The sequence below is a fragment of the Cupriavidus sp. H19C3 genome (assembly GCF_049393815.1).
Classification (GTDB): Bacteria; Pseudomonadota; Gammaproteobacteria; order Burkholderiales; family Burkholderiaceae; genus Cupriavidus.
Map to the genome: position 1 here is coordinate 1,991,474 of NZ_CP184986.1, position 17,385 is coordinate 2,008,858.

Consider the following 17,385-nt stretch of genomic DNA (forward strand, 5'->3'; position numbering starts at 1 on the left):
AGAATGCCCAATGAGTAATCACGGAGTGGCGGCTGTCGAAAAAGCGCTGGGGTTGCTGGACTGTTTCCGGCTGGGTTCGGAGGTGCTGTCGCTCGCCCAGTTGTCGGCGGCTTCCGCCATGCACAAGACCACGGTGTTTCGCTTGCTGAACTCGCTCGAACGCATGAGCTATGTGGTGCGGACCGCCGATGGCCGCTACGCGCTCGGACCGCGCCTGCTCTACCTCGGCAAGCTATACGAGCAGTCGTTCCAGCTCGGCACGCTGATCGAACCGGTGCTGCAGGAGTTGGCGCTGGCCACGCGCGAGAGCGCCTCGTACTACGTACTGCACGGCGACGAGCAACGTATGTGTCTCTACCGCGCGGAGCCAAGCGAAGGCCTGCGCGAGACGCGCCTGCCGGGCACGATCCTGCCGCTCGACGACACCGCCATCGCGTCGGTGCTGCGTTATTGGGGCAAGGCAGAGGAATCGGCCCGCAAGGAAGAGCCGCTGCCATGGTTCACTTCCGGCGCGCGGGATGTCTACACGGCGGCATTCGCCACGCCGCTCTTCGGCGCGGGCGACAAGTTCATGGCGGCCTTGACCCTCTCGGGGCCGGCCTCTCGCCTCGAGGCCGCGAACCGCGCGGAAATTTCCCGGGTCCAGCTGCAGGCCGCGGCCCGGCTCTCAAGATTGCTCGGCGCCAGTCCTGCCTGGTGCGAGAAAATCTACGGCACCGGCCGGGCGGTCGACTGAAGACGAAATCGAGTCAAAAAAAACCATCCCCACACTGGGGATGGCCGAAAAAGCTCCCGCAAAGGAGCACCATCCTGGCCGGCGGCCCCGCCCGCTCGCGCGCGGGCGGCTTAGGTGGAGGCAGTCACCGCGATCGCATTGACTTCGAGTTCCGCGCCATAGTGGATCTGCGGGCATGGCACCACCGTCCTGGCCGGCGCCGGTGCGTTGCCAAGAATCCGCGCATACAGTTCGTTCACGCGCGGCCAGTTACCGATATCGGCGATAAAGATCTGCACGCTCACCAACTGCCGCAGCGAGCTGTCAGCCGCGTGCAGGACCGCCTTCAGGTTGTCGAACACCTGCATCACCTGCGCGTCGAGCCCCGGCGGGATGATCAGCTCGTCGCCGGGCACCAACGGTAGCTGGCCCGCCACGAACACAAAGCCATTGGCCTTCACGGCCTGCGAATAGTGGCCGCGCGGCAGCGGCGCGCTGGCGTGGTTGATGTATTCGATCATGGGGTCAGCCTCCGTGGTGAGCGTGCCAGAAGCGATCGAAGTTCGTCGCCCGCTTTTCGGTGAAGGCATCTAGCCCCTCTTGCCATTCGGCGCGCGGCACGTCAGTCACCGAAGCGATCACGCGTTGCCAGTCGTAGCCGGCGTGTCCATGCAGGTGGCGCTTGGCCGCGGCGAGCGCACCGGGGGGCGCGCCGGCCACGATGCTCCTGGCGAGTTCGAGCGCATGTTCGACCGCGTTGCCCGCCTCCACCACCGCATTGACCAGCCCACGCCGCGCCGCTTCCGCTGCCGGCAAGCGCTTGCCGGTCAGCACGAGCTGCAGTGCCTGCCGGGTGCCGACCAGATGCGGCAACAGCGCCAGCCCGGTGTTTGGGATGACGCCGCGCGATACCTCCGGCAACGCAAACCAGGCACCGTCTTCGGCGATCACCAGGTCGCACGCGAGCGTCAATTCGAAGCCGCCGCCGACGGCAGGCCCCTGCACCGCAGCCACCACGATGCGATCTTCCTGTACAAGCTGCTGGAACAGCAACGCCGGGTCGGTGTCGGGATCGGCGCGCTCCATCCAGCCGTCGCGCAGGTCATCGATATTGGCGCCAGCACAGAAGGTGGGCCCGTTCGCGGCGATGACCAGCGCGCGAGCGCGCCGCGTGCGGCTCTGCGCGAGGGCTTCGAACATCTCGCCGACCATCCGCCGCGACAACGCGTTGCGGCGTGGCACGTCGTTCAGCGTGATGACGGCGATGTCATCGCGGATATCAAAAGTGAGGGTATCGAAAGGTTTCATGGCGAAAGTTGGTCGCATGGAAGGACGGTATCGCAGGCAGGACAACTAGCGCGACAGGGCCGACGCGAGCCGCGCGCGGAATGCCCCGGGCAACGGCGTGGGCCTGCCCTCATGCGTTTGCATCAGGACGCAGATTGCCTGGGCACGCGCGCACAGCGTGCCCTTTGCATAGAGGCCCTGGTCCAGTTCGAACGACGTATTGCCCGTGGCAATGGGGACGGTGCGAACCTCGATCTCGCCGGGAAAGTAGATCTCGCTGAGGAAGTCGATGGCGAGATGCGCCACCACGACGTTCTTGTCCGTCATGCACGGCGCGAGATCCTCGTGCAGGAAGATCGCCATGCGGGCCTCCTCGAAACACGTCGCAATCGCAGCATTGTTGACATGCCGGAACTGGTCCGTATCGGCATTACGCAGTCGGAGCCGCGTCGAGAAACGAACGGCCTGCGGGTCGAAGTCGGGTCGTGCCGCCCGCGTCCGGCGCGGCGGCAAGGAATGTTGCGCGCCGTGCGGGTCCGCCGCAGGCAGCGCGTCGCGTTGGGGCCGATGTGATTCCGTCACACTGTCTCCTTTCCTGTTTTCCTGTCGACGTGCCGGAAACGTTCAAGCGTTCGGAGCGTTCCATGCGCCTGGAACGTTCCCAGCAATCGAAAACGTTTTCGTATCTCGGTGAGAAAGGTAGCACGTCAGCTTGCCAAGTACAAGCCGGACAGTCGGTCAGCGCGGCCGCGGCGGCCCGTCGGAAGAACGCAGGATCAGCTCGGGGGTCCAGATTTCCTGCAGCGTGCGCGGGTCCGCGCCCTCGAAGCGGGCCAGCAGCATTTCGACCATGCGCTTGCCGATACGGTTGGTCTCCGCCGAGAACGTCGTCAGCGGCGGCGCGATCAGCCGCCCCACGGGATGGTCGTCGCCACCGATCACCCCGATATCCTGGCCGACCTGCTTGCCTGCCTCCGCAATGGCCCGCATCACGCCGACCGCCACCATGTCGTGGCCGCACACGAATGCCGTGGGCGGATTGGGTAACGCCAGCAGACGCCGCGCCGCGCGCAGGCCGCCATCCTCGGTCATGGCTTCTTCCACGCAGAGGTCAGGATCGATCGCGATGCCAGCCGCGCGCAGCGCGTCTTCGTAGCCGAGGCGCTGGAAGTAGCTGAACATCAGGTACTCAGGCGAATGGACCAGCGCGATCCGCCGATGTCCCAGCGCGACAAAGCGCGCGCAGCCGTCACGGCCGACCACGGTGTAGTCGATGTCGACGAAGGAGAAGTCCGACGAGCTTTCGCTGCGGCCGAACGTCACGAACGGGATATCGCGCTCCAGCAAATACTCGATGCGCTCGTCATGACGTCGCGTCCGGCCGAACAGCAGACCGTCCACCCGCTGCTTTTCCACCAGGCGGCGAAACACGTCGATTTCCGATTCCACCGTGCGGCCGGAGGCGATGATGACCTGGAAGTTGGTCCCCTCCAGCGCTTCGTCGACGCCCGACAGCATGTTCAGGAAGAACGGATGGGCAAACTGCGTCTGCGGCGCGGAAATCACAAAGCCGATGGTGTCCGAAGACTGTCGCCGCAGGCGCCGGCCAGCCGGATCGGGACTGAAGCCGAGCTCCGCCGCAGCCTTCAGCACTCGCTCGCGGGTTTCGCGGCTGACGTCGGCGCGGCCGTTCATGGCTTTGGAAACCGTGCTGACGGAGAGCTTCAGATGCGCGGCAAATTCCTTGATGTCCAATTGGTGTCCCCGAAGGTGCATTGCGCGACATTATCGCTCAGCGGCGCGATTCCGCGGAAACCGCCGAAACCGTTTTCATAAGATTCTCACCGTAGTCTGCTTGACTTCGCCCGGCGCTGCCCCTAATCTTTTTCGAAAACGTTTTCGTTTATTTCCAAAAAGCGGCGTCCGGCACCCCAACCCGGACACCGTCCAACCACACCGGGAGGCGCCATGCATCACTCTGCCAACGACACAGAAATTTCCATGATCCGCGACACCGCGCGCCGCTTTGTGCGGCACCGACTGGTCCCGCTCGAGGAGCAGATCGAGCGCGACGACGACGTGGACCTCGCCCTGCTCGCGCAACTGCGTGCCGAAGTGGCGGCGCTCGGCCTCTATGGCTTCAACCTGCCTGAATCCATCGGCGGCCCGGGCCTGTCGGCCGAGGCCAAGGTCGCCATTCTCGAAGAACTGACCTATACCTCGGTGCCGCTGAGCGAAGTGTTCGGGCACTTGCCGCTGCAGCTCTCGCAAGCCAGCCCGGACCAGCAGGCGAGCTTCCTGCCCGACGTACTGGCGGGCAGGAAGACCATCACCTACGCGCTGACCGAGCCGAATGCGGGGTCGGATCTCGGCGGCATCAAGACGCGCGCGGTCAGGGTGCCGGGCGGTTGGCGCCTCGATGGGAGCAAGCATTTCATCTCCCACGCCGAAACCGCCGACTACATCATCGTGCTGGCCGTGACCGATCCGGCCGCCTCGCTGAAAGACCGCTTCGGCACCTTCATCGTGCGGCAGGGCAATCCCGGCGTAGTCGGCATGACGCGCTACCGGAAGATGGGCTGGCGTGGCTACCACCTCAACGGCTTCACACTGGAGGAGTGCTTTGTGCCCGATGCTGACGTGCTGGGCGCGCCCAACACCGGCTTCCTCGGCATGATGCAGTCCATCAATCAGGACCGTCTGCTGTCCGCCAGCCGCTCGCTCGGCATCGCCTCGCGCGCGCAGGCCATGGCCAGCGAATACGCCAACGAACGCAAGGCATTCGGCAGCCCGCTCGCGCAGCATCAAGGCCTGCAGTTCATGCTGGCCGACAACGATGTCGAGATCGAGGCCACGCGCCTGCTGATCGGCCGTGCCGCCGCCCTGATCGACAGTGGCGACCCGAGCGCCCGCATCGCGGCCTCGCGCGCCAAGCTATATGCGAGCGAGATGGGCTGCCGCGTGGCGGACCGCGTGCTGCAGATCTTTGGCGGCATGGGCTATATGTGCGAGCTGCCGGTGGAACGGTTCTATCGCGATGCGCGTGCGTTCCGCATCGGCGAGGGCACCTCGGAGATGCAGCGCCTGCAGATCGCCCGCGCCGTGCTGGCTCAGTAAGGGGCTGCATCCATGTATCAGCACATCCTCAATGCGCACGATCCCGGCCTGCCCGCGTTCTACCAGAACGGCAAAGCGGTGACGCGGGGCGAACTTGCCATGGCCGCCCAGCGCGGCGCCACCTATCTGGCCAGCATGGGTCTGCGCAAGGGCGACACGCTCGCAGTGTGGTTTCCCGATGGTGCGGTCTGGTTGCAACTGCTGTTTGCCGCCGCGCAACTGGGCGTCCTCGTGGTCCCGGTCAGCACGCGCCTGAAAACCGCCGAAGCGTTGCACGTCGTCAATACGGCTCAGGCGCGCATGCTGGTGGTCCCCACGCACTTTCTCGACTTCGACTACGCGGAAGCGGCGTCGGTCATCCAGCAGTCGGTGCCCTCACTGACGCACGTGGTGCAGGCACCGGTGAACGACGCCTTTCTGTGGGACAACTTCACGCCCATGGCCGATGCGTCCGGCGCCGCCACCGATCCATGGTGCACGTTCAGCACGTCCGGCACCACCGGCAAACCCAAGCTCGCAGTGCATACGCAAGCCGGCATCGTCACGCATGTGCAGCACGTCGCGCGTGCCACGGACCTCAAGCCCGGCGATGCCACGCTATGCGCCCTACCGCTGTACGGCGTGATGGGCTTCGTGGTGGCCATCTCCACGCTGGCGGCGGGCGCGGCCTGCGTGTTCCTGCCGGTCTTCAAGGCGCAGGCCGCGGCCGAAGCCATGTCCACACATCGCGTCACCCACTTCTATGGCTCCGATGCCATGCTCGATATGGTCCTCAGCGTGCCAGGCCAGGACCTGAGTCATTGGCGGCGCGGCGGCTTTGCCGAATTCGCCGGTCTGGGCAGCTGGCTGACCGAGCGGGCCTGGGTCGACTGGCAGGTGCCGCTGACCGCGGTGTACGGCATGTCCGAATGTTTCGCTCTCACCGCCATTCGCGACGTCACTGCCGATGCCGAGGAACGGCGCCTGGCCGGCGGCTACCCGGTGTCCCCGGACATCGCCTTTCGCATCGTCGACCCGGTCACGGGCGCAGTGCTGCCCGAGGGCGAACAGGGCGAACTGCAACTGCGCGGGTACAACGTCGCCACGGGCTATCTCAACAACCCGGCCGCCAGCGCGGAGGCGTTCACCGCCGATGGCTGGTTCCGTACGGGCGATCTCGCCCGTGCGCGCGGAGCGAGCTTCCAGTACCTGTCCCGCCTCAAGGACACGCTGCGCCTGCGCGGCTATCTGGTGGATCCGACCGAGGTCGAGGATTTTCTCGTCACGCACCCATCGGTGGCCGCGGCGCAGGTCGTGGGCGTGCACCAGGAGGGCGAAGGCGATGTCGCGGTGGCCTTTGTCCGCTGCGGCGACACCGCGGCGAGCGAACGCGACCTGCTGGAGTTCTGCAAATGCGGCATCGCGGGCTTCAAGGTACCGCGGCGAATCATTGCCCTGGAGAGCTTTCCGCAGGTCGACGGCCCCAACGGCGTGAAGATTCTCAAACATGTGCTGCGCGATATGGCCAGGGGCCATCTGCAGACCGATAACGTCGCAAAATCAATCTGAGGACGACACGATGAAACAGAAGGAAATCAAATCGGATATCGCCTGGGCCACGCCCAAGCGGGTGGTAATCCATGGCCTCGACCTGTGCGAGGAGATCGTCGGCAAGCTCGATTTCGGCCAGATGGCGTTTCTGCAGATCTTCGGCCGCCTGCCTGCCGACAAGGAACTGCGCATGTTCAACGCGATGATGGTGATCCTGGTCGAGCATGGCATCACGCCGTCGTCGCTGGCCACGCGCATGACCTACTGTGGCGCGCCGGAGTCGGTGCAGGCCGCGGTCGCCGCCGGCCTGCTGGGACTGGGATCGGTATTTGTCGGCTCGCTCGACAATGCGGCGCGTCTGCTGCAGGAGTCGCTGGGGCACGGCAACGACAGCGGCGGGGCGGATATCGACCAGCTGGCCGCCCGGATCGTGGGCGAATATCGTGGCCGCAAGGAAATCATCCCGGGCATCGGCCATCCGTTCCACAAGCCGATCGATCCACGCACGCCCGCGCTGTTCAAGGTTGCACGGGAGACCGGCTACGACGGCAAGTACATCCGGCTGATGACGGCCATTGGCGAACAGGCCACACAGCAGGCCGGGCGTCCGCTGCCAGTCAACGTGACCGGCGCCATGGCCGCGGTGGCATCCGAGATGGGCATCTCGTGGAAGATCTGCCGCGGCCTGGCAGTGGCCGCGCGTTCGGTGGGGCTGGTCGGCCATATCCTGGAAGAAATGCGGCAGCCGATCGCCGAAACGCTCTATCTGCGCGTCGAGCACGAGGCCAGCGCCCATCTGCGTCCCGCGGACGAGCACTGAGCCGCGAGGTCGACAGCGTGGCCAGCGCGACTCGCGTGCCCTCCAGCCACTCGCTGTCGACCAGCGAGCTGCTGCATCGTATCCGCGCCTGCGTGGACGACATCCACAGCCACGCGCGCGGACAGCACGACCATCAACACGCGGTGCGGCAGCGGCTCGACCATCTGCTGCGCAACGCCATGTGCGCGCAGTCTCCCTCGGAGATCGCCATCGCGCTCGGATGCGCGGCGGAACTGCAGGTCTTTCCCGACGAATCCGTCCTCGAATTCTGCACGGAAACCGTCCGCCGGTCCGGCGTGGGCGTCCTGCGCGCAGTCATCTGGACCGTGCGCCACCGCTACGCGCGGTACCGGCGGTATCACGCGCGGTAGCGCCGCGGCGCAGGCGTCGCCCGCTCGTCCAGGCTCACCGGCGGTATCGCGGTGAGCCTGCTTCTTTTCCGTCGTGCGATGGTGTCGGGCGGGCTCAGGGCTGGCTGGGGCGGTACAGCTCGAAGCGTTGGCCGCCGCGCATGTAGTCGGCGCGATAGCCGGCGCGCAATACCGGATCGGCGAGGAACGTGTCGAACAGGCCGTCGCGCAGGTATTTGCGGCGGATGTGTACCCCGACTACCTGGCCAAAAACGACCCAGTGCTGGGTGGGCTTGCCGTTCAGGTCTTTCAGGGCCAGCACATCGAGCAGCTTGCACTCCAGTACCGCGGGCGATGCCGCCACGTGCGGCGCGCCGATGACGCGGCCGTTGCCCCGCTCGATGCCCGCGAACCGGAACTCGTCGACCTCGGGACCAACGCGTGCCGAAGTGGCGTTCATCTGTTCCGCGAGTGCATGGCTGACGAAGTTCCAGGCGAACTCGCGCGTCGCCTCCACGTTCCGTATGCTGTCCTTGTATCCCTCGCTCGAGAAGGCAATGATGTCCGGCCCCGAACACATCGCGCCGCAGAAGCTGTACGGCGCCAGATTGGCACGGCCGTCGGCGCCGATCGTGGAAATCCAGCCGATGATGCGCGGCGCGACAATGGCCTTGAAGGGATCGTGAGGCAGGCCATGGCCGGACTCCGGGCGGTAGAAATGGACGTCGTCTTGCATGATGGAAACCGAGTGGGTGGGAACAGGCAATGCGGCATCGCCAGCAATGCCAACGATCGCGCCCCTCTCGCGGAACGGGAGAGGGGCGCTGCGAACAACAGGCGACGGAGGCGGATCCGTGCGGCGGTTAGCGGTATCGGGTCGGCAAAGGGCCGCGCGCGATCAGTCCAGTTGCGCGCCCGATGCCTTGACCTTCTCCGCCGCCAGCGCGCGATCCCTGACCAGCGCCTTGGCGAATTCCTGCGGCGAATCGAGGACCGGATCGAGTGCGTAGCGGTCGAGGTTCTCCTTGCGGAACTGCTCGGTCATGACGACCTTCTTGACGTCGAGATAGATCTTCTCGCGCAGCGGCTCGGGCGTGGTGCCCGGGGCCAGCAGGCTGAAAGGAAAGCTGGCATCGAGCTTGGGGAAGCCGGCCTCGGCGAAGGTCGGCACGTTAGGCAGGATCGCGGCGCGCCTGGCGCCGTTGATCGCGAGCGCCTTGACCCTGCCGCTCTCGGCGAATGGCCCCACCACCGACCCCGCGCCGACCGTCACCTGGATCGTTCCGCTCATGACGTCCTGCAGTGCCGGCGCCAGTCCCTTGTACGGCACGTGCACCATATCCAGCCCTGCCTCCTTGGCAAACCACGCCAGCGACAGATGGGTGCCATTACCGATACCGGACGAGCCGTAGCTGACCTGCCCCGGATGCGCCTTGACGTAGGCGACGAAGCTGCGCAGATCCGTCACGGGCAGCAAGTTGGAGACGGCGATGGCCATATTGGCCATCGCCACGCGGGTCACCGGCGCAAGCTCCTTGACCGGATCGTAGGGTAGCTTCTTGAACACATGGAGGTTCAGCGTCGCTGCGGCATCGGTCGCCAGCAGGAGCGTATAGCCATCGCCAGGCGCCTTGGCCACCGCCGCGGCACCGATCACCTCGTTGCCACCGGGCCGGTTATCCACCACGACGGGCTGGCCCCACACATTGGAGAGTTGCGCCGACAGCGCCCGCGCAAGGGTGTCCACCGGACCGCCGGCGGCATAAGGCACGACGAGCCGGACCGGCTTTTGCGGCCAGTGCGCGGTCTGGGCCTGGACCGCACCGAGACAGCACATCGCCACCATCGAAAGGAAAAGCTTCAGCTTCATGTTCACCCTCGCACTTACGCAATATGCCGGATTCGCCGTGCCGCCGGAACCCCGTGGCAGGCATGGCCGGCTCGTTTATGAATCGTTGCCAACGTCCCCGAGTGGCGCTGCGCCGCTTATTCGAAAACGTTTTCGTTAAATTAGGATGAAATCGTGCGGCAGTCAATATCATCACCGTCACTTCAGGGAAAATACCGAGGATAAAGACTCGATAACGTTTTCGATCCACATTAAGATGACGCCCTCCAGCGGCAGGTCTGCCGCGTGACTGCCCGAGCCGACCATGTCCATCGATTTCCATGTCATCGATCACGCGATCGCCCATATCGTCATCAATCATCCCGCGCGTCACAATGCGCTCGATGTCGCGCACGACCGCGCGCTGGCCGACGCCTGGCGGCGCTTCAACCAGACTCCCCACTTGCGCGTGGCCGTCCTGTCCGGCCACGGGGGCCGCGCCTTCTGCGCGGGTGCCGATATTCACGACTACCTCTCCTATCGGCGCGCGCACGCGGCCAGCGACGCGCCCACCGACATCGTGAGCTTCGGTGGACTGACCGCGGCTAACGAGGTGATGAAGCCGACCATCGCGGCGATCGGTGGCATCTGCGTGGCCGGTGGCCTCGAGCTCGCGCTCGCGTGCGATATCCGCATTGCAACCAGCGAATCGACGTTTGCATTGCCGGAGGTAAGGCTCGGCATCCTGCCGGGCGGCGGCGGTACGCAGCGACTGGCACGGATTGCGGGCCCCGCCGTGGCCATGCGGATGATCCTGACGGGAGAGACATTCGACGCCCGCTTTGCGCTCGACCATGGCCTGGTGACCGAACTGGTGGCACGCGACGCGTTGACGGAGACGGCGCTGGCTATCGCGCGCCGCATCGTCGGCAACGGGCCGCTTGCCGTCACGGCGGCACGCCAGGCCGTCGTCGAAGGCGGCGCGTTGACGCTCGAGGCAGGCCTGCTGCGCGAGGCCGCATTGCAGCGACAGTTGCTGCGCACGCACGATGCCCTGGAGGGCGTCGCGGCGTTCACCGAACGCCGCGTGCCTCGCTTTGAAGGGAATTGAAACTGGTGGAAGTGACCGCGACCTCAGGCCGGGCCGAGCGGAAAGCGTGTGGTGCCGGCCACCGGTGCCAGCCAGCGCGCCGCCCGCTCGGTATAGATCTCCACCTGCGGCGATGGCACATCCACCACGCTATCGAGCGTGCCCGCTTTCACCAGCACCGTGCCCGGCATGGTTGACACCCGCGTGAACAGCGGCGAACCACAGTTGCCGCAGAAATGGCGATAGGACGGATGGCCGCTATCACCGAAGTCCTCAAAGGCCTTGGTCTCGCCGCGCAACGCGAAGTCGGCTTCGTCGACAAACAGGTTGATGGAGAACAGACTACCGCTCTGCCGCTGACAATGCCGGCAATGGCAGATGGCCGCGCTACGCGGTACGCCCGTGAGCGTGTACCGGATTGCCCCGCACAGGCAGCCCCCGTTTTGTGCTTGCATGGATGTATTCCTGTCGATGGTTAGCGATCGGGCCTCAGCACGATCTTGAAGCGTGCCTCGCCGCGCAGCATGCGGTCGTAGGCTTCGGCAGCCCGCGCGAGCGGATATTCCTCGACCATCGGTCGCACGCCTGCCAGCGCACTGAACGCGAGCGTTTCCTGTGAGTGAGCCGCGGTGCCCGAGGGCCAGCCTTCCACCGCGTTGCGGCGCATGATGAGCTGCGTTGCGGACACCTCGATGGGCTGCTCGGTCCATCCCAGCACGACCATCCTGCCGTTCATGCCGAGTCCGCCCAGTGCCCCGCTCATCGCGCGCGCGTTGTTGGCCGTGGCCAGTACCACGCGCGCGCCGCCCAGTGCCAGCAGTGCTGCCGCAACGTCCTGGGCCGCGGCGTCGATGTAGTGATGGGCGCCAAGCTGCCGCGCCAGCGGACCGGTATCCGGTCCCAGCGCGATTGCCGCCGTGACAAACCCCATCTTTCGCGCGAATTGCACCGCGATATGACCGAGCCCGCCAATCCCGAGAATGGCCACCAGGTCGCCGGCACGCGCTCCGCTGTTGCGCAACGCGTTGAAAGTGGTCAGCCCCGCGCAGAGCAGCGGCGCGGCGTCGGCACCGGCCAGATCGTCGGGAATGCGCGCCAGCGCTTCCTGGGGCGCCACCATGTACTGCGCGTAGCCGCCGTCGTAGCTGATGCCGGGCACACGCAGGTTGGCGCAGCGCACGAAGTCGCCATGCCGGCAGTTGTCGCAATGGCCGCAGTGGCCACCATGCCAGCCAACGCCGACACGCTGACCGGTCTGCCATCCCACCACGCCGGCACCCAGCTGGTGGACGACGCCTGCGATCTCGTGGCCGGGCACACGCGGATACTCGATGCCAGGCCAGTCGCCGTCCCGGGTATGGGCATCGCTGTGGCAGATGCCGCAGGCCTGCACCCGGATCAGGACCTGTCCCGCGAGCGGCACCGGTATCTCGCGCTCGACGAGTTCCAGGGGACCGCCCGCCTTCGTTACCTGCACCGCCTGCATGGTTGGCATGGTCACTCCCGTCACGCCACGCGGATCAGCTTGCGGTTGATGAATTCACCGATGCCAAGCTCCGCCAGTTCGCGGCCAAAGCCCGAGTTCTTCACACCGCCGAACGGCAGCGCCGGCGAGTCGGCGAAGCAGGAGTTGATATAGACCATGCCGGCCTCGATGCGCGCCGCCACCGCCTTGGCGTGCTCGATATCGACGTCGAAGACGAACGCGCCAAGGCCATAGTTACTGTCGTTGGCCAGTTGAATCGCTTCCTCTTCGCTGTCCACCACATAGAACGACAGCACCGGGCCGAAGGCTTCCTGGTAGTAGAGCGGGTTGTCTTTCGTGATGCCGGTGATGATGGTCGGCTCCAGGTAGAAGCCCGGCCGGTTCACGCGCTGGCCGCCGCAGACGATCTGCGCGCCGGCCGCCTTGGCATCCGCAATCTGCTTGAGCAGGCCGTCGAGCGCTCGTTCGCTCGACAGCGGCCCAAGCAGGGTCGCCTCGTCCGTAGGATCGCCCACCGGGATGGCGGCAAACCGTTGCTTCAACGCCGCCAGCATCTGCTCGCCGCGCGCCTTGCCCACCACGATCACACGCTTGATATTGACGCAGCCCTGGCCCGAGTTGAAGGTACGTCCCATCACGGTTTGCTCGATCGCGTGCGCGAGGGAGGCGCCTTCGAGAATCAGTGCCGGATCGCTGCCGCCCAGCTCCAGGATGGCCTTCTTGAGATTGCGGCCGGCCCGCTCGCCGACTGACGTACCCGCGCGCTCGCTGCCGGTCAGCGCCACGCCGCGCACGCGGAAGTCGTCGATCAGCTTGCCGATCTGGTCGATGCTGCAGAACAGGTTGGTATAGACGCCCTCGGGCGCGCCGGCTTCCTCGAACAGGCGGGCAAACGCCAGCGCGCATTGCGGCACGCTTTCGGCATGCTTCATCAGCACCACGTTGCCAGCGATCAGTTGCGGTGCGGCCACGCGCGCCAGTTGGTAGTACGGAAAATTCCACGGCTCGATCGCGAGCAGGACGCCGATCGGCTCGGACACCAGCGTCGCACCGGGCTCGTCCGGCAGCGCCTGCGGCGCGAGGAATTTTTCACCGTTCCGCGCGTAGTACTCGAGGATATCGGCGACGAGATCGACTTCCATATGACCGAAGCGGGTCACCTTGCCCATTTCCTCGGTGGCGTACTTCACATACTCGTCGCGCTTCTGCCGCAGGATCTGCGCCGCGCGCGCGACGATCCGCGCCCGCTCGGCCACCGGACGGTGGCGCCAGTCATCGCGATAGCGTCGGTCAGCGGCGTCCAGCGCCGCGAACACTTCTGCATCCGACTGCAGGGGAAATTCCTTGACGACTTCGCCCGTCGCCGGGTTGATGGTACGAAAGCTCATGCTGTAGCTCCTTGGATTGACCAAAGGTGCGGCTCTACCGCGCCTCTGCGAGATATAACGAAAACGATTTTGTTTCAAAATAGTAGCACAAAGGAGGAATTTCAATGTCAGCGCTATCGTTTTTACGAAAACGGTATAAGTGTCGATTACTCCGCGCGCTCGACGTCGCGCGCGAGGCGTGTCCTTGCCTGCCTGCACCGTTCCGCCACGCCAAGGCTGTGGAACAATGGCCGCCATTGCCCCGCCCGACCCATGTCATGTCTCGCTTGCCGCCATCCGCCCTGCTCGACCACACGCTGAGCACCGTGCCGCGCCGCTATCGCCTGCCGGCGCTGCCTGCCATGGCCTGCCAACCCGCCCCGGCCACCTACGGATCCGCGCCGGCGCCGGCCACGATACTCGCCGCGCTCATCGAGCAGGTGCGCACTGCGCGTGAACAGGACCAGCGAGCCGGTGAGGATCTCAAGGCAAGGTTTATCGATACGCTGGCGCAGTTGGTCCGCGATGCGATGCGTCCGCACGGCGGCGACCCGGTGTTCCAGGCGATGGTGCTGCGTCATCGGGTTCCGCACGTGCGCGAGTACGCCGCGTTGTCGGCGCAGGCTGACCGGCATCGGCGCCCGGTGATGGCACTGGTCAATGCCATTGCGCACCCGCAACGCCAGCAGCGCGCGGCATCGGCGGCGCGGTGCGAGGCGATGGCACAGTTGCACGCCACCGCGGCCGCCGCTTCGTGGGCGGACTTGCGCGATGCCGCGCAACGTTTGTGGACGGTTGTCGACTCTCCCGACATCGTCGGCGCAGCGGATGCGGGGCAGACAGCGGACGCCGCGAACGTAGCCGGCGTCGCGAACGCCGACGACGACGCACTCACGCGTGAGCGGCTCCGGCAATTGCTGCAGAGTACGGACCTCGCGCAACTTCAGCGGCTGGAGGCGCTGCGCACGGACCCCCTCGTACGCCAGTACCGCTCGTTATGGGCGCAACAGGGTCCGCAGTCGGGCACCGCCGGCGCGACGGCCCGGGGCATGTCATCGAAAGCACGCGGCGCCGCCGCCGAAGCGCTCGCTGCCGCCGCCGTCAAGGCCCTGGCACAACGGCTCAATCATGCCGGCGCGAACGCCACCGCGCCCTATCGCGTGGTGACGTCGATGCGGGTACCCGCGTCGATTCCCGCCAGCCACGAACGTGCGAAGACGGAATGGGATGTGGTACTGCTGCGGCGCGTCAGCAGCGAGACGTCGAAAGCCGGGACAGGCGCGGCAGGCGAAGGCGCGGTCGAGCCCACCTGGGAGATCAGCCTGCTGGTCGAGGTCAAGGCCTCCGTCGATGCCGCCACCAACGACCTGCCGCGCTTGCTGCGCGGCCTGCATCTGCTGGGCCATGCCGAAGCGCGTACGGTCTACACCTTCGAGACGCAGCAAGGCCCGGTCCGTCTGAACGGCGACAGCCTGCGCGCCCTGCAGAGCTTGCCCGCGGACGATGCCGCGCTGGCGCGCCAGATACTTTACTGCTGCGATGCGCCGCCCGAACCCTCGGCCCGGGTGCTTGGCGCCGCAAGCCGCATGCAACTGCTGTCGGCACCTGGCACGCTCGCCTTCGCCACGCGCCTCGCGGAGGATCCCGCCGCCGCGCCGCACGAACTGGAGGCGGTCTGGCGGCAGTTGTCCACCGCGCCGCAATGGGGCGCCGTGCGCAACCAGTATCCGATGCTACGCCGCGTGCGCGAGTTGATGGTGCGGACCGACGACCTGCTGGCGCAGGTTCAGGCGGCGATGGGCTGAGCCGGCTCGAGCCGGTTGCCACCGAGCGACTTGGCGCGATACAACGCCTGGTCGGCAGCGGCAAGACCGTCGGCCAGCGGTGGTACCTCGTGCTCGAACAGCGCCAGCCCGATGCTGACCGTGGTCGGTATGCCGATAGTGGTGATCCGCTTGGGCACTGTCTGCGCAAACCGCCTGGCCACCGCTTCGCCCAGTATCCTGGCGCGCCGGGCCTCTTCACCGGTCAGCAATGCGGCAAACTCCTCGCCGCCGATGCGGGCCAGCATGACGTTGGGACCGACCACGCTTTGCGCGACTTCGGCGAAGGCCTTGAGTACCTCGTCGCCTGTCTCATGACCATACAGGTCATTGATGGCCTTGAAGTGGTCCAGATCGAAAGCGAGCACGCCTACCGGCCCGCGCCGGCCCCGGCTCTCGATCGCGCGCGCGCCCACTTCGAAGAACCAGCGGCGGTTACCCAGGCGTGTCAGGTAGTCGGTCTGCGATTCCCATAGCAGCTGGTCGTGGGTCTCTTCGCGCATCAGCTTGAGCAGCGCCATCGGCAGCAGCACGGAATAGAGCACGCCCTCGTACAGCGTGATCTTGCTGGCCATGGCCTGCAGGGACGGCCCGTATGCGCTCACCAGCCAGGGCAGCAGCAGGGCCCGGCCGACATAGAGCAAGGCATGGAAGCCTGTCACGGCGGCCACGATGCGGCACGCCTGCAGCGACTTCAGCGCGTGGCAGCGCCACATCTCCCACGCGGTAAGGCCGCTGACGATGGCGATGGGCATCGCGCTGACGTAGCTCCACATCGCGTCCGGCCAGCGGGGTCCGGCCGCTACCCATAGCAGCGCCATCGCCACGAGCAAGGCAATGGACCCGGCGCGGTAGCGTCGACCGCTCAGGCAGGCGGCCCCGTTCATGATGAGCAGGTAGCCGCCGAGCATGATCAGGTTGCTGAGGGCAGCCCCGGTCACACCCGGCAGGTTGCGACGAACCAGCACCGCGGCGCAGCCGGCCGCGAGCGTGGCGAAGCCTGCCGCGAAGATCCGCAAGGCCATGCTGCGCTTGGGATTGGAGCGGTGCTCCCAGAACATCATCCCTGCGCTGGCGAGGAGCGTCCCGATGGCAAGGAAGTAAAGAGTGAGAAGGTCGACGTACATCGTTGCGTGGCTGCCCTGGTACGCTCATTATGCACGTCAAATGCCACCCCTCCCCTCCGCATCGGGTACCCCGCTGGCGGGGGAGACGCATACCCGCAACACCTCCGCGCTCCCGGCTACATCGGCTCCGTACGGCCCACGCGATGCAGCAGGAAGTTGCGCCGGGTCTCGAAGCCGAGCCGCTCGTACAAGGCAATGGCGGCGTGGTTGTCGTCGCGCACGTGGAGGAAGGGCGTGTCGCCGCGCCGACGAATTTCGCGCCGCAGCACGTTCATGAGGCGAGCGCCGAGGCGTTTGCCTCGTTGCGACGCGTCGACGCAGACGGCGCTGATCTCCACATGGCCATCGAGCCGCATGCGTTCGCCCGCCATGGCAACCAGACGGCCGCCCGCGCGGATACCGAGGTAGTTGCCAGTCTCGATGGTGCGCGGCCCGAATGGGCCCGGCTGGGTGGCCTGGGCCAGCGCGAGCATGTCGGCGACGTCCGCACGCGTGAGCCGCAGTACCTCGCTGTCGTCCGACGCACCGGGTACGCCTGCGTCCACCATCTGCAAGACGGGGAACAGGCAGTCCGCGCGAATGCCGTCCATCGGTGGCAGCGGGCCAGGCGTCTGGAGCAGCACCGGCTGCCGCGGCGCCGACAGGCCCACGAGTTCCTGGAACGCCGGCGGCGAGGGTTCGCCCACGCCGGCAAACGGTGCCACGTCCGGGTGATAGCGAGCGGCGACGGCGGAGATGATGCCGAGATGCCGCTGTTGCGTCGTCAGAGCATGCCAGGCCGGGTTGTCGAGCAGTTCCATGGTGTCCTCCGGAGGGGCTGACGCGGGCTCATGCTGCCCGCACAT

The 17,385-nt window shown here is 66.3% G+C and carries 18 protein-coding genes; 7 read left to right on the forward strand and 11 right to left on the reverse strand.

Annotation, left to right across the window (positions count from 1 at the left end; all coding sequences use genetic code 11):
* Positions 1–10: 10 nt before the first annotated feature.
* On the forward strand, positions 11–736 hold the full coding sequence (locus tag DFLDMN_RS28395) for an IclR family transcriptional regulator (protein WP_423199075.1): 726 nt from the start codon (positions 11–13) through the stop codon (positions 734–736).
* Between the two features lie 110 nt (positions 737–846).
* Here DFLDMN_RS28395 and DFLDMN_RS28400 read toward each other — a convergent pair whose 3' ends face one another.
* From DFLDMN_RS28400 to DFLDMN_RS28415, 4 genes are all read right to left on the reverse strand, one after another.
* The gene (locus DFLDMN_RS28400; protein ID WP_423199076.1) at positions 847–1,236 is read right to left on the reverse strand and encodes a RidA family protein; all 390 of its coding nucleotides are present in this window, start codon (positions 1,234–1,236) and stop codon (positions 847–849) included.
* 4 nt (positions 1,237–1,240) lie between these two features.
* On the reverse strand, positions 1,241–2,023 hold the full coding sequence (locus DFLDMN_RS28405; RefSeq protein WP_423199077.1) for an enoyl-CoA hydratase/isomerase family protein: 783 nt from the start codon (positions 2,021–2,023) through the stop codon (positions 1,241–1,243).
* A 45-nt stretch (positions 2,024–2,068) separates the two neighbouring features.
* Positions 2,069–2,584, reverse strand: coding sequence for an acyl-CoA thioesterase (locus tag DFLDMN_RS28410; RefSeq protein ID WP_423199078.1), 516 nt, complete (start codon positions 2,582–2,584; stop codon positions 2,069–2,071).
* A 156-nt stretch (positions 2,585–2,740) separates the two neighbouring features.
* On the reverse strand, positions 2,741–3,757 hold the full coding sequence (locus DFLDMN_RS28415; protein ID WP_423199079.1) for a LacI family DNA-binding transcriptional regulator: 1,017 nt from the start codon (positions 3,755–3,757) through the stop codon (positions 2,741–2,743).
* Positions 3,758–4,003: 246 nt separating this feature from the next.
* Here DFLDMN_RS28415 and DFLDMN_RS28420 point away from each other — a divergent pair, with 246 nt between their 5' ends.
* Genes DFLDMN_RS28420 through DFLDMN_RS28435 form a run of 4 tightly spaced genes read left to right on the forward strand, consistent with a single transcriptional unit; the run spans position 4,004 to position 7,840 of the window.
* Positions 4,004–5,119, forward strand: a complete 1,116-nt coding sequence (locus DFLDMN_RS28420) for an acyl-CoA dehydrogenase family protein (RefSeq protein ID WP_423199080.1) — start codon at positions 4,004–4,006, stop codon at positions 5,117–5,119.
* A 12-nt stretch (positions 5,120–5,131) separates the two neighbouring features.
* Positions 5,132–6,667, forward strand: a complete 1,536-nt coding sequence (locus DFLDMN_RS28425) for an AMP-binding protein (protein WP_423199081.1) — start codon at positions 5,132–5,134, stop codon at positions 6,665–6,667.
* Between the two features lie 10 nt (positions 6,668–6,677).
* A complete protein-coding gene (locus DFLDMN_RS28430) occupies positions 6,678–7,469 on the forward strand; it encodes a citryl-CoA lyase (protein WP_423199082.1) in 792 nt (263 codons plus the stop codon).
* 17 nt (positions 7,470–7,486) lie between these two features.
* Positions 7,487–7,840, forward strand: a complete 354-nt coding sequence (locus DFLDMN_RS28435) for a hypothetical protein (protein WP_423199083.1) — start codon at positions 7,487–7,489, stop codon at positions 7,838–7,840.
* A 94-nt stretch (positions 7,841–7,934) separates the two neighbouring features.
* Here DFLDMN_RS28435 and DFLDMN_RS28440 read toward each other — a convergent pair whose 3' ends face one another.
* The gene (locus DFLDMN_RS28440) at positions 7,935–8,555 is read right to left on the reverse strand and encodes a flavin reductase family protein (RefSeq protein ID WP_423199084.1); all 621 of its coding nucleotides are present in this window, start codon (positions 8,553–8,555) and stop codon (positions 7,935–7,937) included.
* A gap of 162 nt (positions 8,556–8,717) precedes the next feature.
* The gene (locus DFLDMN_RS28445) at positions 8,718–9,689 is read right to left on the reverse strand and encodes a Bug family tripartite tricarboxylate transporter substrate binding protein (RefSeq protein ID WP_423199085.1); all 972 of its coding nucleotides are present in this window, start codon (positions 9,687–9,689) and stop codon (positions 8,718–8,720) included.
* Positions 9,690–9,972: 283 nt separating this feature from the next.
* Between DFLDMN_RS28445 and DFLDMN_RS28450 the strand changes: the two genes are divergently transcribed.
* Entirely contained in the window at positions 9,973–10,758 is a 786-nt protein-coding gene (locus tag DFLDMN_RS28450; RefSeq protein ID WP_423199086.1) for an enoyl-CoA hydratase/isomerase family protein, read from the forward strand.
* A 23-nt stretch (positions 10,759–10,781) separates the two neighbouring features.
* Here the strand turns inward: DFLDMN_RS28450 and DFLDMN_RS28455 are convergent, their stop codons facing one another.
* Genes DFLDMN_RS28455 through DFLDMN_RS28465 form a run of 3 tightly spaced genes read right to left on the reverse strand, consistent with a single transcriptional unit; the run spans position 10,782 to position 13,611 of the window.
* Entirely contained in the window at positions 10,782–11,192 is a 411-nt protein-coding gene (locus tag DFLDMN_RS28455) for a GFA family protein (protein ID WP_423199087.1), read from the reverse strand.
* A 20-nt stretch (positions 11,193–11,212) separates the two neighbouring features.
* Complete coding sequence (locus DFLDMN_RS28460; RefSeq protein WP_423199088.1) at positions 11,213–12,232, reverse strand: alcohol dehydrogenase; 1,020 nt, start codon at positions 12,230–12,232, stop codon at positions 11,213–11,215.
* An 11-nt stretch (positions 12,233–12,243) separates the two neighbouring features.
* The gene (locus DFLDMN_RS28465) at positions 12,244–13,611 is read right to left on the reverse strand and encodes an NAD-dependent succinate-semialdehyde dehydrogenase (RefSeq protein ID WP_423199089.1); all 1,368 of its coding nucleotides are present in this window, start codon (positions 13,609–13,611) and stop codon (positions 12,244–12,246) included.
* A gap of 257 nt (positions 13,612–13,868) precedes the next feature.
* Here DFLDMN_RS28465 and DFLDMN_RS28470 point away from each other — a divergent pair, with 257 nt between their 5' ends.
* Complete coding sequence (locus DFLDMN_RS28470) at positions 13,869–15,395, forward strand: 3-deoxy-D-arabino-heptulosonate 7-phosphate synthase (protein ID WP_423199090.1); 1,527 nt, start codon at positions 13,869–13,871, stop codon at positions 15,393–15,395.
* Here DFLDMN_RS28470 and DFLDMN_RS28475 read toward each other — a convergent pair.
* Together DFLDMN_RS28475 and DFLDMN_RS28480 are read right to left on the reverse strand one after the other, a co-directional pair.
* Positions 15,377–16,540, reverse strand: coding sequence for a GGDEF domain-containing protein (locus DFLDMN_RS28475; protein WP_423199091.1), 1,164 nt, complete (start codon positions 16,538–16,540; stop codon positions 15,377–15,379). The genes DFLDMN_RS28470 and DFLDMN_RS28475 overlap by 19 nt on opposite strands.
* 116 nt (positions 16,541–16,656) lie before the next feature.
* Positions 16,657–17,340, reverse strand: coding sequence for a GNAT family N-acetyltransferase (locus DFLDMN_RS28480; protein ID WP_423199092.1), 684 nt, complete (start codon positions 17,338–17,340; stop codon positions 16,657–16,659).
* Between the last annotated feature and the right edge of the window lie 45 nt (positions 17,341–17,385).